At 41.5% G+C, this 18,870-nt stretch carries 14 protein-coding genes; 8 read left to right on the plus strand and 6 right to left on the minus strand.

Translation table 11 applies throughout. From position 1 onward, the window contains the following. Positions 1-8: 8 nt before the first annotated feature. The gene (locus IPJ09_04720; protein ID MBK7370735.1) at positions 9-6,044 is read right to left on the minus strand and encodes a hypothetical protein; all 6,036 of its coding nucleotides are present in this window, start codon (positions 6,042-6,044) and stop codon (positions 9-11) included. A 177-nt stretch (positions 6,045-6,221) separates the two neighbouring features. On the opposite strand from IPJ09_04720, the gene IPJ09_04725 reads away from it, so the two are divergent. From IPJ09_04725 to IPJ09_04735, 3 genes are all read left to right on the plus strand, one after another. Beyond that, positions 6,222-6,992: a 3-ketoacyl-ACP reductase gene (locus IPJ09_04725; GenBank protein ID MBK7370736.1), complete on the plus strand. Its 771-nt coding sequence runs from the start codon at positions 6,222-6,224 to the stop codon at positions 6,990-6,992. Positions 6,993-7,026: 34 nt separating this feature from the next. Then, entirely contained in the window at positions 7,027-8,322 is a 1,296-nt protein-coding gene (locus tag IPJ09_04730; GenBank protein MBK7370737.1) for a Gfo/Idh/MocA family oxidoreductase, read from the plus strand. A gap of 82 nt (positions 8,323-8,404) precedes the next feature. Further along, positions 8,405-10,246 (plus strand): M1 family metallopeptidase, encoded by a 1,842-nt coding sequence (locus IPJ09_04735; GenBank protein ID MBK7370738.1) that lies wholly within the window; start codon positions 8,405-8,407, stop codon positions 10,244-10,246. A gap of 72 nt (positions 10,247-10,318) precedes the next feature. Here IPJ09_04735 and IPJ09_04740 read toward each other — a convergent pair whose 3' ends face one another. Beyond that, positions 10,319-10,660: a cytochrome C gene (locus IPJ09_04740; protein ID MBK7370739.1), complete on the minus strand. Its 342-nt coding sequence runs from the start codon at positions 10,658-10,660 to the stop codon at positions 10,319-10,321. Between the two features lie 168 nt (positions 10,661-10,828). Further along, positions 10,829-11,506 carry a metal-dependent hydrolase gene (locus tag IPJ09_04745; protein ID MBK7370740.1) on the minus strand — a complete coding sequence of 226 codons (678 nt, stop codon included), beginning with the start codon at positions 11,504-11,506 and terminating at the stop codon, positions 10,829-10,831. A gap of 110 nt (positions 11,507-11,616) precedes the next feature. Here IPJ09_04745 and IPJ09_04750 point away from each other — a divergent pair, with 110 nt between their 5' ends. Together IPJ09_04750 and IPJ09_04755 are read left to right on the plus strand one after the other, a co-directional pair. After that, positions 11,617-12,147 carry a putative metal-dependent hydrolase gene (locus IPJ09_04750; GenBank protein MBK7370741.1) on the plus strand — a complete coding sequence of 177 codons (531 nt, stop codon included), beginning with the start codon at positions 11,617-11,619 and terminating at the stop codon, positions 12,145-12,147. A gap of 1 nt (position 12,148) precedes the next feature. Continuing rightward, positions 12,149-12,556 carry a rhodanese-like domain-containing protein gene (locus IPJ09_04755; GenBank protein MBK7370742.1) on the plus strand — a complete coding sequence of 136 codons (408 nt, stop codon included), beginning with the start codon at positions 12,149-12,151 and terminating at the stop codon, positions 12,554-12,556. A gap of 16 nt (positions 12,557-12,572) precedes the next feature. On the opposite strand, the gene IPJ09_04760 is transcribed toward IPJ09_04755, so the two are convergent. Both IPJ09_04760 and lipB read right to left on the minus strand, forming a co-directional pair. Beyond that, positions 12,573-13,106: an acyl-CoA thioesterase gene (locus tag IPJ09_04760; GenBank protein MBK7370743.1), complete on the minus strand. Its 534-nt coding sequence runs from the start codon at positions 13,104-13,106 to the stop codon at positions 12,573-12,575. Next, positions 13,099-13,809, minus strand: a complete 711-nt coding sequence (lipB, locus tag IPJ09_04765) for a lipoyl(octanoyl) transferase LipB (protein ID MBK7370744.1) — start codon at positions 13,807-13,809, stop codon at positions 13,099-13,101. The genes IPJ09_04760 and lipB overlap by 8 nt, the downstream gene beginning before the upstream one ends. A 146-nt stretch (positions 13,810-13,955) precedes the next feature. Between lipB and IPJ09_04770 the strand changes: the two genes are divergently transcribed. The 3 genes from IPJ09_04770 to IPJ09_04780 all read left to right on the plus strand — a co-directional run bounded on the left by IPJ09_04770 (position 13,956) and on the right by IPJ09_04780 (position 16,616). Further along, a complete protein-coding gene (locus IPJ09_04770) occupies positions 13,956-14,321 on the plus strand; it encodes a T9SS type A sorting domain-containing protein (protein MBK7370745.1) in 366 nt (121 codons plus the stop codon). Positions 14,322-14,452: 131 nt separating this feature from the next. Continuing rightward, positions 14,453-15,655 (plus strand): redoxin domain-containing protein, encoded by a 1,203-nt coding sequence (locus IPJ09_04775; GenBank protein MBK7370746.1) that lies wholly within the window; start codon positions 14,453-14,455, stop codon positions 15,653-15,655. Between the two features lie 115 nt (positions 15,656-15,770). Continuing rightward, positions 15,771-16,616 carry a cyclase family protein gene (locus IPJ09_04780; GenBank protein MBK7370747.1) on the plus strand — a complete coding sequence of 282 codons (846 nt, stop codon included), beginning with the start codon at positions 15,771-15,773 and terminating at the stop codon, positions 16,614-16,616. A gap of 392 nt (positions 16,617-17,008) precedes the next feature. On the opposite strand, the gene IPJ09_04785 is transcribed toward IPJ09_04780, so the two are convergent. Next, positions 17,009-18,853: a M1 family metallopeptidase gene (locus IPJ09_04785; GenBank protein MBK7370748.1), complete on the minus strand. Its 1,845-nt coding sequence runs from the start codon at positions 18,851-18,853 to the stop codon at positions 17,009-17,011. Positions 18,854-18,870 lie beyond the last annotated feature (17 nt).

The following is an 18,870-nucleotide window of genomic DNA, read 5'->3' on the forward strand; positions in this document are numbered from 1 at the left end:
GATCATCCTTATTTAATACTGACTGTTGCACCAGAAGTATGACTGCTAAACTCAGGAGCATACATACACTCCAGCGTGCTAATCCCATTGGAGAAGTCTCCTTTCTGAGCCACTCTCATAGCATACTCAAATACGTAAGTGCCCGGCACTATGTGATCAAAAAAGAAATGGGTAGCCAGATCTTTTGTGCTTTCATAATAGCCTAGCCCCCCCTGATATTTATATTGACTGATGACATTGATGGGCTCCAGTCCTGCGGCCCGCATATCTTTTAGGTGGATATAGTCCATAGGACGATCTGTCTTAAGCTCCATGCGCATGACCACCTTGTCGCCCACCTCGAGGTTAGTCGCAGGCATCAGAACGGTCTTATTGTTTTGCACACGTTCAACCATGATCTGTTTTTTGATTGATAAAGGTGTGCTTCTGAAGGAGGTGATTTTATCAATATCTTCAAAGTATTGCCAGTAAGCTGCACCCCACATGACCTGGCTATTAGGATTCTCAATTTTAAAATTAGCCAGACCGGTCGTAATCTCAGAGGAAGATTTATTAATTTTAAAATATCCTAATCCCGGGGTCGTCTGCTCCTTTGCAATCATTATATTCTTATTGTCCAGGGTAATAGCCGGAAGCTTAGTCTCCTCCAGCCATGAATCACCAAACAATAGTAAAGAATAGATGGCGGCAGCAGTGGCCTTGGTATTGTGCCAGCGATTGGTTTGCTTGTTTTTTAATAACCATAGCCTCATCTCATCGATCGCAGAACCTTGTTTACTGACTTCTGCATAAGCTTCTATCAACATAGCTTGGGTTTCGATCGGCATCTCAAAAAAGCGATATCCTGCATCAAACTTCCAGTACATACCCAGCTCATCACTGTGCTGTGCTTTTTCATTCAAAGAGGCAACAATTTTATCAGGCACTGAGGAAGTGGCATCCCAGCGATTCACTGCCAGAGCGATCATGCCCTGGCCATACAAAGATTGGGAGAGCCATTTTGCTTCAGCTTGTTTGAGAAAATATTCAAAAGCAGTCTTATCCTCAAAAGGCAGATCTGTAAAAAAAGATCTGGCATAAAGGTAGTGGATGGCCATCTCTGTCAGACCAATATCGTCCTTTTTAGATAACCTCCGCATTTCATTATAATATTTCAACAATTCGCGATCACAATAAAGTGCTGCCTTTTGCAATACCTCATCCAGTTCATGACCTAACCCACCAAGTTTTTTTAAATGACCCAGTGTCTCTACTATATATTGCGTGATATACCAATCGTCTCGCCCTTCAAACCAGGGAAAACCTCCGTTGGACATCTGTTTTTCTATGAGCAACTGAATAGCCTGATTTTTCTCATTGGCCATTTTATTGACATCAAATAGAAGTGCTATCATTTTTTGTTGTTCTTCTTCATGCATAGCATCGGCGACCCATGGCGTCTCTGCCAGGACGGCAGTTTTTAAATCCTCGTTTTTATTCAATGGGCTTTTTAGCACATCTTTTTTAATCCATTGGTCAAAAACTGTTTTAATTGTTGGGTTTGACTCTACGATTTTAGTGCCCAATGCGTTGGCAAAATATCGATTGACTATTTGTTCTGTGCATTCGAATTGATGTTCCATCACAAATGGCAAAGCCTGGATGGCATACCAGGTAGGATTGGAGGTGCCTTCTAAGGTAAAAGTATGATTCTGGAGTGTAGTGCTTTGCATTTTGGCCAGCATATCTTTAAACACAAAGGCCTTTTGTCCTTGAGCCCTGACCTGGAATGGAAATGTTTCTGTCACCAGCATTCTATTGGTCAATACAGGGATAACATTCTCTTCCCCGTCGGAGGTATTCCCGGATTCAGCAATAATCCTGTAACCTAACAGCCCAATGTAGTCTGCTGGTACTGTAATTTTCCATTCTAAAGGATAGGATTGGCCAGCCTCCATTCTAAAAGGAACCCGATCCTTCTCCAGACTGAATCGGTGGTTGAGATTACTCCCATTCATAGGATCAAAAAGCTCCAGCCTGCCTACCCCACTCAAAGCTGCTGAAGAAAGATTGGATACCTTGGCCGGAAATATCATTAGATCACCTTGTCTTAAAAATCTGGGACCATTAGGAAATACCATAAGGTCTTTCTGGGTAATCACTTCTTTTTCAAGATAGGCATTACGCAAGTCAGGAGTGTGACCAAAAAGCATAAGGCGCCATCGTGTCAGCGCTTCATTCATTTTAAATTTGAGCACGAAATTGCCTTCGGTATCTGATTTGATCGAGGGGTAAAAAAAGACTGTTTCATTTAGATTCTTTCGCACAGAGATTGTTGGGTCAGGTTTAGGGGCTGCCACCTCCTCTAGATTCATATCATTTGCGTTTGGCGGCGAAGCAGGACTAGCAGCAGTCTCCAACATTACTCCATCAGCCTGTGGCATAGCATTTCTGCTGGATTTCATCATCACACCTCCTCGTGTATAATAAAGCCTTCCGTACAGGTCAAATCCAAACCAGTCCAAATCCCTGTAGACAGGATACTCAATTTCTTCGTAGGCGATATTTTTTTGACTCATATACTGAGTACCCACTGCAGCAAATCCTGTAGCGGTGTATCCGTATAGTGGAAGTTCATTCATAAAGAATAAATCTGTTCTCCAATTGTGAGGATATAGTGCATCCAAAGATTGGTCATACATACTGGCTACTATTTCTGCGACGACTTTATCCTTGTTTTTACCTTTTATTTTCAACGACCATTCTTCATTCCCTCCTGGTACGATTTTATCTCTAAAACTGATAGTCTCGAATTCCAGTTCTTTATTAGACCAGGGCATGCTATAAGTTATATTTTGATGGTATACCCTGTTGTCATACACTGTGTACCATTGGATATGATGAGTTGTACCTCTGTCTTTTTCGGTCAGGGATCTGGCTTCTGAGATCAAGCCAAATGACTGCACCCATTCACATTTTAAAACACTGGTGGACGACTGTAGCAAATATTTTATTGGTGCTTGTGTCCTCAACTTAAAGTTCAATTGTTGGCCGGGTTCCAACATGGTTTTGTCCTGGTATGCTACCATAAATTGATTAACCGGAAACTGTCCATTTGCTTCATCATTTACCCAAAAGTACTGTTCGTATTTATTGCTTTGATTCAAATTGTCTTTGGCTGACATCTCCAATTTGTAGATGCCCGGACTCAATTTTTTGGCAAGTTTAATGGATGCATTGCTGACATAATCCGCATTGATCACTGTCGATTCTGTTTTCCAGGTTGTCACATCATTCTCTTGTTTATACTCATCAGTGGGAAACCATTGGTGAAAAACTTCTGAAGAATAAATGGACTGATCCGGTTTGGCCCAATAAGATGGTCGATAATAAGTCGAAGGTGCTTTTAATTTAAAAATAGTCAATCGCCCCTGAGCTACTATTGGCGATTCATTCAGATCGGTTACGATCAATTTGATTTCCTTGAGGCTATCAGTGGACTCAAACTGTCCCAGGGAGGTTGATAATACTAAATTGGTATTGCCGACCCGGTAACTGATGCTGGAGGACCTGGTTTCTCCTGTAAAATCAGTCAATTCTATCTCTACAGAATATGTAAAACTAACATCCGCTTCACTCAGATCTACTGTGGGATAAGGTATTGCGGTAAATGGGATGCTGAATTTGCCAGACCCATCTGTAGTCGTGGTACCTTGACTGATGATCTGGGGGTTGGATCGCATTGGATAGTATGATTTCCAACCCCACCACCAGGGCATAGGCCGGTACCATCTCGCTCTCGTTATCTTATATTGTACTTTGGCTTGATCCACTGCATTTCCGGCATAGTTTTTTGCTTGACCTGTCACCGTAATCGCCTGGTTAAATTTATTGACCACCTGATTTGAATCGAAAGTGATTTCAAATTTTGGTCTTTTATATTCTTCTACCTGAAAGCTGGTCGATGCATAATTGAGGTCCGAGACCAGGGTCATGGTACCACTCAGACCATTCACCGGTGCAACAAATGAACCGTTTATAGTCCCGTAATCATTAGTCGTAAAACTTTGCTTGGACATCAATTGACCATTCGCATCATTAAGTGTTATTACTACATGTTTATTTTTAAGAATGTCAGGAACACCTGAAGGATTGCGCCGCAATGCAAGCAACTTAAAATAGATAGTCTGACCAGGTCTATAGATTGACCGGTCAAGAAAGTATAACGCATCCAGCGTCTCCTGGGCCGGTTGAGGCTGATAGGACGAATTGGAAAACGCTTCATCCAACCACAGATAATCATTGTTTTTTTGAAGCTTGACTGTAAAAGATTTATTTGCAGATAGTGAAGGGATTATTTTGCCATCTCTATCAGAAGATGCTTTGCTCTTTTCTATCCACTCGTTGCGTTGCCGACTTTGGTTATAATTATTTTCATAAAAAGTAGCCTCCACGGCAGCCATTGGTGCACCAGTAGCTCTGTCGACGACCACTAACTCTTTTGAAAAATCTGAATCCTTCGATGCATTATAGTACTGGTTAAATGAATGCAAATAAGCCAATTGCGAAACATGAGTAAACATCAGGGAAAGCATATTCTCTCCAATTTTAAAAGACTCACTGTTGCATAGTACCAACCCATACATTCCCGGAGGAAGTGCATCTATTTTAATCTCTACTTTATGAGATTGCATATCCTCAGCACCAGGGACATCCTGCGAAAAAGCTCGAATCGATTTGACAGCCAGCACCTGCTGCAGCACATTGTCCCTATAATCAGACAAGATCGTTGATCTAAGCTCGAGAGATATGGGGATCACTTTAATAAAAATCTTGGATACATTTTGATAACCGGCCAGAATTCTAAATGGTTTTTGTGGGAGATTCACTTTTTCTACCTGACCATCCAGGGAAGGTTTTAATAATTCATTCAATTGATTTTTGGCCAGGCTGGCTTCATCCGTGTTTTTGTATTTTGACAGAATACCCTGGTATAAAGCACTTGCTTTGACCAGGTATTGTTGATATATGCTGTCTTGACTTCCAGCCTGATATTGTCTCCCAAGCGTCTCAAATAATTGAGCCTTCGACAATTCGAAAGGCGCTGCATAAGAAGTATTGGCGAACACCTGTATCCATTGATTCAAGGCAGATTCATAAAGCTGCGTTTTTTCAGAGCCAATAAAATGATCATACATGTATTTAAGCCTCTTTTTCACGACATCTACCCATGCGTCCGGTAGAGGATCATGTCGGTGAAACCTTTCCAGGTCTTGAAACAAACTGATGATCTGTCGCCCAAAGGATATAGTGTCTTCGCTGTGATTATTAGGATATGTTACAAACTGATCTGTATGGCTGAAGAGCAGCGGATCATTGATCAAAAAGGATTCCGCTACAAGATCAGCATCAGCCTGTCCATTCATAAAATATTCTATAGCCCTGTGAGCCAAGATGTCGTAGACAAAGGGTCTCAGGGAGTCGGAATGATTGCCTTCTGTCAGGATAGGAAGGTAGGCCAATATCGGAGTAGTTTTTAAAAATGGTTCTTTGACCGACTCCAGGTAGTGAGTCCTGATATTTCCTAAAAAATCCTCTTTACTCCACGTTGTTATACTTTCATCGGTAGGACCAGCCATCTTGGTTCTATCCCTTATCTCCCAAATATGCATCTGGAAATAATTTGAATATAGCTGAGCCAGCAAAGAATGATTTAAAGATTTTACCACAGGATCAGTAGCTACCAGCAGATCATTTTCGAATAGTTCAATGCCTTTGACCACACCATCTTCATCCAGTTGCGAGGTGTATTTAGCTTTATAGATCAGGGCTTTGATTTGTTGCACCCCATTTCCTTCTGCCCTGGCTTTTTCGTAAATGCTGTCTACAATTCCCAGACCGGAGAGTGGCAGACCTTCTTTTTCTTTCTCACTTACCTTTTGCCAATATTCTTCATAGGTACTCATAGCCGGTTGCTCGCTTTTAGTATTTGTTTTAGAACCTGCACAATGTATCAACCCAATTGAAATAAAAGTCAGGAGTATGGAAAACGGGAGTATTTTCATGCGAAACGGATTTATTGATTAGGAGATGCATCTTGTGATCTGGAAGTTAGTGGTATTTTGCAGATTAACTGAGTATTAACACAGTCTGTAAACGTTTTTTACCGGCAGATAATTTCACTTAAAATTGAATGATGTAGAATTCAGGTTATCTCAATATTTTTAACGCAAATATCACTAATGAATAAATACGCATTAATAACAGGAGGCAGCAGAGGTATTGGTTTGGGGATTGCCCTTCAATTGGCTTCAGCAGGATATCATCTCGCCATAAATGGGGTGAGACCGGAATCGGAGGTGATCCATTCCCTTGACTTGTTGCGATCCAAAAATATTAGAGTCATTTATTGTCAGGGCAATGTCGCATTGACTGAGGATAGAGCCGCCATTATACATAAAATAAAAAGTGAGTATGGAGCGCTCCATGTTTTGGTCAATAATGCTGGTGTCGCCCCTTTGGTTCGGGAAGATTTGCTTAAAATGTCCATAGAAAGTTTTGAGCGAGTGATGGATATTAATCTCAAAGGGCCTTTGTTTTTGACCCAACAGATAAGCCATTGGATGATAGATCAAAAGCAAAACAACCCGGCTTATCAGGCTGCCATCATCAATGTAAGCTCGGTCTCTGCCTCAGTCGCTTCAGCTGCGCGAGCAGAATATTGCATTTCAAAAGCTGGTGTGGCGATGATGAGCCAGGTATTTGCCATAAGACTCAGCGAATATGATATACCCGTTTATGAAATCAGACCGGGCGTCATCAAGTCTGATATGACTTCAACTGTACAGTCTAAATATGATGAATTGATTGCCAATGGCCTTACATTGCAGCGTCGCTGGGGTACACCTGAAGATGTAGGTAAAGCAGTGCTGGCATTGGCTCAAGGATCCTTCCCCTACTCCACCGGCCAGGTGTTTTTGGTAGATGGTGGACTTACAGTTGCAAGATTTTAGTTATTTTCAATGTTTTAATTAATTATATGATAATATGAAAAAAATAAGCCGTAGGGAAACTCTTAAAAGCCTGGTACCAGGGGCCATGGTATTAAGCATGCCCACTATCATCCCAAGATCAGTATTTGGAGCAAATGATCGCATCAGGGTAGCCGTCATCGGTCACCATGGCAGGGGCAAAAATCATATCCAAAACTTTATGAAACTGGCTAATGTGGAACTCGCTACTCTTTGTGATGTGGATGATGAGGTCAACAAAAAAGGTGCAGCCGAATTTGAAAAAACGACAGGCAAAAAAGTAACCACCGCTACAGACATGCGCAAGGTGTTTGATGATAAAAACATAGACGCCGTTAGTATAGCGACTCCTAATCATTGGCATGCACTGGCCACTTTATGGGCTTGCCAGGCAGGTAAAGATGTATACGTAGAAAAACCTGCATCGCATGATTTTAATGAAGGCCGGGTCCTGATCGATGCTGCAAATAAATACAATAGAATCGTATCCCATGGAGTTCAATTGCGCAGCTCAGTTGCGATACAGGAAGCCATTCAACATATAAGAGACGGTTTGTTGGGAAATGTCTACTTAGCTAAAGGGTTGGTATATAAATGGAGACCAGACATAGGCGACAAAGGTACCTCGCCAGTGCCGGCCGGATTAGACTGGAATATGTGGCAGGGTCCTGCTAAAGAAACGGAATTTTCCGCAAACTATGTACATTATAATTGGCATTGGTTTTGGAACTACGGCAATGGAGATATATGTAACCAGGGAGTCCATGAGATGGATCTATGCACCTGGGGATTGGATGTAGGATTTCCAGACGAAATCACTGCGGCCGGTGGCAAGTTTCTTTGGAAAGACTGTAAAGAAACTCCTGAATTACTAAATGTCACCTATAAGTACGCCAAGCAAAATAAGATGATCGAATTTGAGGTGCGTCCCTGGATGACCAACCAGGAAGATGGATTGGAAGTAGGGAATATCTTTTATGGGGACAAAGGTTATATGATTGTCAACTGGTATGACGATTATAAAACTTTTTTAGGAAAAGAAAGAACTCCTGGACCAGCCAGAAAAGCTGGAGGCAATCATTATCAGAATTTTATAGATGCGGTGCGGGCTAAGGATAAATCATTGCTAAATGGGCCTATCGAGACAGGTCACGTATCTGCAGGGATGGCCCATCTGGGTAATATCGCTTATCGCACGGGCAGGAAGCTTAATTTTGATCCTGTGAAAGAGAAATTTATCAATGACAAAGAAGCAGATGCTATGTTGACTCGCGAGTACAGGGCTCCATTTTCATTCCCGGCTTCCTTGTAGGTAATTATTTTTTCCGCATATAAAAATCAAGTGCCATTACATCAAGTAGGGTTATCTAATAGTTACCAGAATGGTTACAGACATGAGCAAAAAATCGCAGGCGAAAGCTTTGTCTTTCGTATTTACATTATTGGCTTCCTGCCAAAACCCTAAACCAATGAAAGAGGTGATTGTTGATCGTCCGGATGTGCACAGTTATGCTGAATTGAGTCAGATCCACCATTTAAATCTGGATTTGATTGTAGATTTTGAAAAAAACATCATAGAAGGATCCGCGACTTACGACATCCTGCCAAATGGAGCTGACCATATTACGCTGGATATACAAGGTCCTGAAATTGACCAGATCACAGTGGATGATCAAGAGGTTGAATACAGGCTCGGTGAGCAGGACCCCATCCTTGGACAAGCTCTTCGGATACCGATCCATTTTGATTCTAAGAAAATTTCAGTTCACTACAAGACGCAGTCCGATGCTGCTGCTTTGCAATGGTTGAGCCCAATGCAGACCTCAGGCAAAAAACATCCATTTATGTTTTCACAGGGTGAGGCCATACTGACGAGGACCTGGATCCCTATTCAAGACAGCCCGGGGATCAGATTTACCTACGAAGCAACGTTACATGTACCTGCAGAACTTATGGCAGTAATGAGCGCTACCAACGTGCAAACAAAAAATACGAACGGTATTTATCACTTTACTATGCCGCAACCAGTTCCGGCCTACCTGATAGCTATTGCTGTCGGGGATCTATCATTTAAAATCCTTGGACCCAGGACTGGTGTATATGCGGAACCATCTGTGCTTGAAAAAGCAGCCAATGAGTTTGTGGACACTGAACATATGATCACCGCAGCTGAAAATTTATATGGTCCTTATGCCTGGGACCGATATGATTTGTTGGTGTTACCTCCGAGCTTTCCGTTTGGAGGCATGGAAAATCCAAGGTTGACTTTTGTGACACCTACCGTCATCGCTGGTGACAGATCATTGGTCTCACTCATCGCACACGAACTCGCCCATTCGTGGAGCGGCAATTATGTGACCAATAGTAATTGGAATGACTTCTGGATCAATGAAGGGTTTACTACCTATTTTGAGCGAAGAATCATGGAGTCATTATATGGTCGCGATTATTCTGAGATGTTAGCTTCCCTGGCACTGCAAGAATGGAAGGATTTGGTCCTTGAGATGGGTGATACCAGCAAGGATACCTACCTTCATTTGGATCTCATCCATAGAAACCCGGATGATGGCATGACGAATATAGCATATGAAAAGGGCTCCTTCTTATTGAGAATGTTGGAAGAAAAAATTGGTCGTGAACGATTTGATGTATTCCTCAAAAACTACTTCGCTGCCCACGCTTTTCAATCAATGGACAGTGAAAAACTGATCGAGTATATGAATACCCATCTACCCCTGGATAGCCTGCAGATTGATTTGGCATCATGGATATATCGCCCGGGTATTCCTGCAGATACACCGATACCTGCTTCTGACAGATTTAATAAAGTAGAAGCAGCCTTTGTAAAAATGAATTCAACAGGAATTTATGATACCAAACTAACCAAAGACTGGTCCAGCCATGAGTGGATCCATTTCATCAGCCTTTTACCTGAAGATGCTTCAGTTCAACTTCTCAAAAACTTGGACCTGGCATTCAAATTTACCACCAGTGGGAATTGTGAAATTCTCGACATCTGGTTTGAAAAAGCCATCAAATCCGGCTATTCTAAGGAAATCCTGGATAAAATAGAAGCTTTTTTAGTTCAAATTGGCAGGCGAAAATATATAATGCCGCTGTATAAGGCCTTTAAGACTACAGGGCAAATAGAAACTGCCAGAAAAATATATGCTCAGGCAAGGCCTAATTATCATTCTGTCTCCGTAAATAGCGTGGATCTCTTACTCAAAGAGTGATTTTTTGGCAGTGGGCCGTGTCGTAGGCTTTTATCCCACAGTTAGTTCCTACCAATAAATAAAGGATTCAGTCTACTTAGAAGCAACCGGTTTTATTTTTAATACCCAGTCTGCAATTTTCTCCAAATCCTTTTTAGGCACCTGAGGCATGGGCATCATTGGAGGATAGCCTGGCCATTTAGTAGCATCCGGTGTATATACTGATTGGACAAATTCAGCTTTTTTTAATCCTTTGCCAGATATAGCTATCCAGGATGGGCCGATAAGCTTCACATCAGGTTTGTGACAGGTATAGCAAGTGTGTTTGGTCAGTAATTCATTAATTGCTTTAGGTATTTCAGTTTGACCAAATCCGAGCGTCATACAAGACATCAGACCAACTATCAATCCTGCTCTGGTCAACCGTAATCTCATTAAAAGACGACTTGAATTCATTTTTTTATTCACTACTGTTTATTTTATTTTGAGGAGCCAAAGAAAACTAAGTTTTTTGAATTAGTATCTCAAATTTTTAGACGCAAGTTTATCGAAAAAGTTACAACTTATATCGTTTTGAAGGGTTTCTAACGTTTTCTTGACAGATTAGAGGTCTAAAGTATCTCCGATACCAGGCAAAAATAGATCTATTCCTGCCAATTTGAATTGCGCAACGGCTGAGTTTTTATCTATTTTAATGTAACCAAAGGTGTCATAATGGACGCCCATGACTTTCGTGCATTCCACCATTTTAGCTGCTAATATGGCATCTTGTATACCCATCGTAAAATTGTCACCTATAGGCAACGCTGCCCAGGTTATGTTGGCAAATTTTGGGATTAACTGCATATCTAATGTCAGGGCAGTATCTCCGCTGTAATACATAGATTGATGGCCACTTTCAATGATAAAGCCCATTGGGTTGCCGCCATAAGTCCCATCAGGGAGTGATGAAGAATGTACAGCGGATACACATTTTACTGTACCAAAGTCAAAATGCCACTTACCGCCTGTATTCATAGGATGATATGCGACACCTTGGTTGCCAGCCCAAACCGCCACTTCATAAGAGGCGACTACGGTTGCCCCATTTGCTTTTGCAATTGAAATGGCATCAGCAGTATGATCACTATGACCATGGCTCAGCAAGATATAATCCGCTTTGATAGATGCGATATCAATATGGGCTGCTAGTTCATTGCCTTCAATAAAAGGATCAAATAGAATGTTTTTACCACCTAGCTCAACACCAAAACAAGAATGGCCAAAATATGTTACTCTCATCGTCCTTTATTTTAATACAAACTTACAAATTTGAACATCCATTTACCGGGTAATAATTTTTACATATAGATTTTTAATATATTTGCTCAACTTATTTCAATTAAATCTTTATGGCAGACATCGATCAATTAAAGTACCCGGTAGGCAAATTTATGAAGCCTGAGATCATCACCAACTTTCAAATCAAATCCTGGATTGAGGAGATCAAAGATCTTCCAGGATTGATCGAAGTGGAATTGCGAGGCCTGCCACCGCAAGATCTACTCAAAACATATCGCCCGGATGGCTGGACCATCACGCAGGTGATACACCACCTGGCGGATAGTCATATGAATAGTTTTATCAGGTACAAGCTTGCTTTGACTGAAGAACATCCGGTGATCAAACCTTACCTCGAGAATCGATGGGGTGAGATGGCAGACAATAAGACTTTGGAACCCCACCATTCATTGGCTATCCTGACTGCTCTGCATATCCGTTGGGGATATTTATTGGATCATATGTCAGAGGCTGATTTTTCAAATGGATATATTCATCCAGAGAAAAACAGATTGGTAGAACTGTCAGAGGCTACAGCTTTATACGCCTGGCATTGCAGACATCACCTTGCTCATATCCGCAATGCTAAAAACTCCATTTAATATGAACCGATTATCCTGCTTTTTTCTTTTGATAGCTTGCGCATTTATTTCGTGCAAAGAAAATGTCAAGTCATCAGAAAATAAGGTTACCGAATTTAAAGACCTAAGTATAGAGCAGTTCATGAGTGCTTATGGTCGGGAAAGGAAGGACAGTGCCATGTTGATCGATGTACGCACGCCTCCGGAATTTAACGATGGATATATCAATGGTGCTGTAATGATAAATTTTTTAGATGACGATCTTGATAAACAATTGGGGATGTTGGATAAAAACAAAAGCTATTATATCTATTGTCAACAAGGTGGCCGTAGCAAGAAGTGCATGGACAAAATGAAAACAATGGGATTTAACCGGGTGTACAACCTGGTGGGTGGTTATGAGGCTTATACCAAAATGACCGGCAAATAACTCTTCCTTATTTTAGCTAGAAGAAAACACGTTTACCTTCTAAAATTTCTCTCAAAACTTTAGCATTCTTGGCCTCTAATCTGCCGCTGAGTAGCAATCTCATCTCTCTTCGAGCCATGGCACTGTTAAATAGCTGCTCTTCCTCTGCATTGGCAGGCTTAATTTGAGGAACTTCCATCGGTTTTAAAGTATGCTCATCCAGGGCCACAAAAGAGAAAAAAGCATGATTGGCCAATTCTCCTTCTTTTTTGCGGCTATCACTTGCAAATACCTGCACATATACTTCCATAGAGGTATTAAAGGCTCTGGTTATAGTGGATTCAACTGTGATGACCTGTCCGAGTTTGATAGATTTATAAAAGGAGATATGGTCTACAGATACAGTGACACAAAAAGCTTCTGCATGCCTGTTGGCACAAATGGCGGCAGCAATGTCCATCCATCGCATCAGATTACCCCCCATAAGATTGCCCAGAGGATTGGTATCATTGGGCATGATCATCTCGGTCATGATAGATTTAGAATCCAGGACGGTTTTGATTTTAGGCATGCGGTGTTAATATATATTGACAATCAAATTCTTCTGCAAAATAATATTTAATCATCGAACGAATATGCTCCATATCAATGGGTTGGTCGGTTTCCAAATGCAATGAAGTAATACCCTTGTCCGGATCACGGATACCACAGGGGACGATATAGTCAAATGGTTGCAAATCAGTAGTTACATTAAAAGCAAGTCCGTGTAAAGTGACCCATCGACTCATATGAACCCCTATAGCGCATATTTTTTTAGGCAGTCGGTCTTGCATAGAAGTGACCCATACGCCTGTGTATGCAGGATTGCGATAGGCGTTGATATTATAAGTTTGTAATGTCCGGATGATGATCTCCTCCAATTTTCGCACATATTTATGGACATCTGTAAAAAATGATTCCATGTCCAATATAGGGTACAGGACTATTTGACCAGGGCCGTGATAAGTAATGTCTCCCCCCCGGTTGATTTTATAAAAGTCTATTCCTTGAGTTTTTAAATACTCAGGATTAATCAATAAATTAGCTTCTTTGCCAGATCTTCCCAATGTAAAGACCTTGTGGTGCTCGCAAAAAACCAGGTGATATGGGCCGGAATAGGCTTCTTTTGAAATTTTTTTAGCGATGATCGCTTTTTGCAATTCAGTCTGGCGATCCCACGCTTGCTGGTAATCTGTCCTACCCCAATCTTCTATGATCACTGATCTTTTATCCATCTTTTTCTCTTACCGACCTTCAACAATGCGAGGATAACCTCTTTATTACTCAAAAAACGTATTTAACGCAAAATTAACCGCTCTTAAGATATCCTTGAGAAAAGCATACCTTGGTTAAGACTATTTTTGACCTAGAATTAAAACCCATGAGGATCGTAGTTGCTTTATTTTTTCTGTTTAGTGGATTGACTGCTTTTGCGCAGCAACCCTCATCAGGCAACAATAATGAAACGCCTTTTGATGTCACTTATCAGTCATTAAAAGTATATCCAAATCCGGTAGTTTCCAATGCAGTTCTGGAGTTCAAATTGTTAGAGCCGTCCAGAGTTCAGGTGACTTTGCTCAATATCCTTGGCGCCCAGGTGAGAAACCTGGTCAATGAAACCAGAAATCAAGGCAGGCAATCCATTCAGTTCTCAGCAGACCAATTGGAGCGGGGAACATATTTTATCAGATTAAGCATCAATGGTGATATAATCAAAACCATCCGGGTAGCGGTGTCCCCGCGTTAGCTCATTTAATTATTTTTCTTATTTTTTGTTTCTATCCATCGGACTTTGGTGGTCATGCCTAGTTAAAGTCCAGTCATCATTGACAATTGGCATGAATTCTGCTACCTTTATCAGTTAATATCTACCTGATTATGAGATCGTTTGGTACAATTTGTTTGATTCTGTTAGTGACTTCAGGGCTATTTGCTCAGAAAAAAGCAAGAGATTTTAAGGTCACTACGACCGACAAAAAATCCATCGAATTGTACAAGGATTATTTAAACAAGGGCAAAATCGTCATGCTCAAAATATTTTTTGTGGATTGTCCACCTTGCAATGATATCGCACCTTCGATTAGTAATCTATACAAACAATATCGCACTCAAAATGTGGAGTTCATTGAGCTTTCAAATAAAACCTGGGACTTCGATGCAGGAGTGATTGGATATAAACTCAAATATGACCTTCCTTTTCCTGGCGTAAGCAATGATGGGGGCAGTGTCGAAGCCAGTAACCTTTATTCTGATAATTATTTTGGGCCTTTTTTTGGCACGCCCACTTTTATCATCATACGACCTGATGGTACCGTAACCTGGGATCCTCGCGGAATCACGAGAAATGAGACAATAGCCAAATTAGATGCAGCTTTGGCGGAGGCAGTTAAATCACTTTCAATCCCTACACCCCCACCTCCTACACCGGTAGACACTACCAAGCCAACTCCTCCTCCTCCAATTCCTACTCCGGTAGATACCACTAAACCAACTCCACCTCCTCCTATACCTACTCCAGTAGATACTACTACTCCAAAACCGGTGCCACCTACCATTCCCAAGTTAGTTGACACTCTCCATCTATCAGGAAAATTAAGTTTGAATAGTACCACTCTCGGCCTTGTCAAAATGAACTTAATCTGGAATGAAAAAAGTTATAATTTTTCAACCGATATCATCGGAAAATTTAAAATTGACCTTGTGGATACTTTTAAAAATTCAGGATCTGCAATGTTGACTATTGCTTATAACCAGGATTATACTGCAGGCGTATCTACCAGTGACCTGATATTGATACAAAAACATATCCTGGGAGTGCTCAGGTTTTCAGACTACAAACAATTGCTAGCTGCAGATGTCGACTCCAATGGGGATATCAATGTGATCGATTTGCTTGAGCTTCGTAAGCTCATCCTGGGGCTGACCGACAAACTACCTAATTCACCATCAGTACAGTTTATCTGGCAGAGCCCTAACAACTTAATTCGCAATAGTTCTGGACCAATTTCTTATTCTGACTTAAAATCATTGAGTGGAAAGTCATTTGACATTCAGGTAGTCAAGATTGGAAATGTAAATTAATATAGTAGACCATTCTTTTGTCAAAAGCTTAAATATAAGACCTTGAAACAGGCAAAAACCTGGTGTTTATTATATTTATGGGATGACTTACCAAAAAATTAATATTTTTCTGAGCATGGTCTTCTCAAAGGTGTCTCCAACTTTGGCGACTGTTGTCGTGCTCGTTTTTATCTTAGGAGGCTGTAACAATATTGGATCTAAACCTCCTGGGCCAATAGACTCACCTACAGCCTTGCCGGATCTATCCGGTATACATTGGATAGATCTTACGCACTCATTTGATAGTTCCACCTTGTATTGGCCTAATAATGTCAACAATTTTAAACTCACCACAGAATCCAAAGGGACTACTGAAGGTGGATATTTTTACTCAAGTTATTCGATATGTACTCCAGAGCACGGGGGTACCCATATAGATGCACCGGTGCATTTTGCAGAGAATAAATATACTGTGGACCAAATCCCTTTAACTTCTTTGATAGGCCCTGCTGTAAAAATCGATATCTCTGCCCACGCACTAGCCAATCGTGATTATTTGATCTCTATAAGCGATATTGAATCATGGGAGAATACTTTTGGCCAAATCCCTGATCACACCATTGTTTTATTTCAAACCGGGTATGGAAAATTCTATCCAAATCGAAAAGAATATTTTGGCACCGATCAAAAAGGTCCGGATGCGATCCCTTTATTGCATTTTCCCGGGATAGATCCGGCAGCAGCAAAATGGCTGATATCAAATCGTAAAGTAAAGGCGGTAGGTTTAGACACTCCCAGCCTTGATTATGGACAGTCAAAGGATTTTCTGACCCATCGAATTCTAATGGCAGAAAATTTGCCAGGATTTGAAAATCTGAATCAACTTGAACTTTTGCCTGCCACTGGACTACTGGTAATCGCATTGCCGATGAAGATAGGAGGTGGAAGTGGTGGGCCGCTTCGTATTGTAGCTGGCATGTAAAATGCAGGGCAGTAGATATACTCCGACTTAGTTAATGAAACCTATAGTTCCGCTTTCAATTAATGGTGCAATCTAAATATCGTAGATACTTATGAGTTCCGAAAATTTGTTCGTAGTGACTCTTAAGTAATGAGGATGCTTTTTTAATGGGAATCGAGATAATAATGCTGCCAGTTGACCCTATTAGTTAAAAAAATCGAACTTACTAGTGTGTCCAATATCAAATTCTACTCATAGAAGTTACATTTTGGCTCATTGGTGGATTTGATCGCATTATTGGTCAACCTGCGGTGAACGAAACCTCTTTATCGAACAAAGCCTGGGGTGAACCAAACCTGCCCGGTTGAGCTTATCAGAATGTCGTTTTTAAATCACTTACCTACTAAGGGAAACTACCTTGACCACACATTATTAGCCCCATTTACATCGGCTAATCTTTTGCTAGGATCGATCGCAATGGATTGGATCATGCTCAGAGGTTTGTCCAGGGTCATCGTATATTTTGGATAAGTCCAGGTCCAGTCAGGTTGTACATGAAGGCTCATCCCTGGCCATTCCGATTTTTTCTCCCCGCGCATCAAATCCAGGGGTATATACTCATAGGCCCTGGTACCATCCGTATACGTGACTGTGAGGTCTACAGGCATGATAAAGGGCTGGACTTTATTGATCCTGATTTTGGTTTGATTACCATCCTGGTATACAGAGTCAATAGCCAGATCTATTTGCTTGGTACTATTGACATAATATTCTTTGTACCAGTCGAGCTCTAGGCCACTACCCTTCTCGAAAATCCGGATAAAGTCGTTGACATTGGGATGTTTGAATTTCCAGGTATTAAAATAGTCCAGCAGGCATTTTTCAAACACCGGCTTACCAATAATGTACTCCAGTTGGTGCAAGAAGACTTCGCCTTTAGAATAAGCAGCTCTGCCATAGGCAAAATTGGTCGCATAGTGGTCTGAATGGGTGCTGAGGGGTTCTTCTTTACCACTTTTGGCCAGGCCAAAATATCCTGCATACCCGCCTCCTGCATAGGCATCTGTGCCGTAGAGCTCTGTACTTCCGGGGGCATTCAATTCAGCAGTGATTTTGTCTTCAGCGTAGCTGGTAAATCCTTCATCCATCCATGGATAAAGACTTTCATTGGTACCCAACACCATCTGGTACCAGCTATGCATAAGCTCATGGGTGGCTACTCCTACCAGGCCACCCAAGGTGCCTTCACCCATGATGAGCGTGGCCATAGGATATTCCATTCCTCCATCGCCTCCCTGTACGAAAGCATAATATTTATAAGGGTATTGGCCAAAAGACCTATCCGCAATTTTGAAAACCTGGTTCATGACCTGGGGCAGCTGAGCCCAGGTATCCCTGGTCTTGTCATTTTCCTGGAAGAAAAAATTCATCTCGATGCCACCATCATTGACTAGTTTGGTGTGCTTGTATTCTGGATCGGCAGCCCACATAAAATCATGCACATTGGGCGCTTTAAAATGCCATAGGAGCTTTTCACCAGACGGGAGTTTGAGTTTGTCACCAGGGTTTTCGTAACCATACCCGACTTCTTTGGCATTTTGAATGTATCCACCTGCCGCTATGAGATATTTTTTGTCCATATGGATCTTGACATCGAAATCACCCCAGACACCATAAAATTCGCGGGCTACATAGGGATTGGCGTGCCATCCCTGGTAATCATATTCACACAGCTTGGGATACCATTGACTCATGGAATAAGCGATGCCTTCACGGTTGTTTCTACCGGTCCTTCTGATTTGGATGGGGACCTGGGCTTTAAACTTCATGTCAAGCCTGGTTTTTGACTTGCCTTTGATAGGGGCTGCCAGTTGGACTTCAAGGATGGTACCTTCGACCTGGTATTTTAACGGGATTCCGTTTTGTGTGAGTGAAAGGATCTGCTGGTAGCCTATTTCATCCGGCTTGAGTTTGGATATCCGGTCTCTCACGCGACCATCAGGATCGGGCAGATTTAAAGATCGTACATCCATACTGCTACCAGGCTGGAATGCATTGTAATATAAGTGGTAATAGATTTTGTCCAGGGTCTCCGGCGAATTATTATAATACACTATTTTCTGAGTGCCGGTAAACTGATGCAGATTCGCATCAAAGTCAATCTCCATTTGGTAGCTGATGCGTTGCTGCCACCGATCAGGCTGAGCAATAGAAATTACATTCATTGCCGTAAAAAAAACAATTAAAAGTCTAGTCATGGATTCAAATATACCAA

The organism is Saprospiraceae bacterium, assembly GCA_016709995.1.
Classification (GTDB): Bacteria; Bacteroidota; Bacteroidia; order Chitinophagales; family Saprospiraceae; genus JADJLQ01.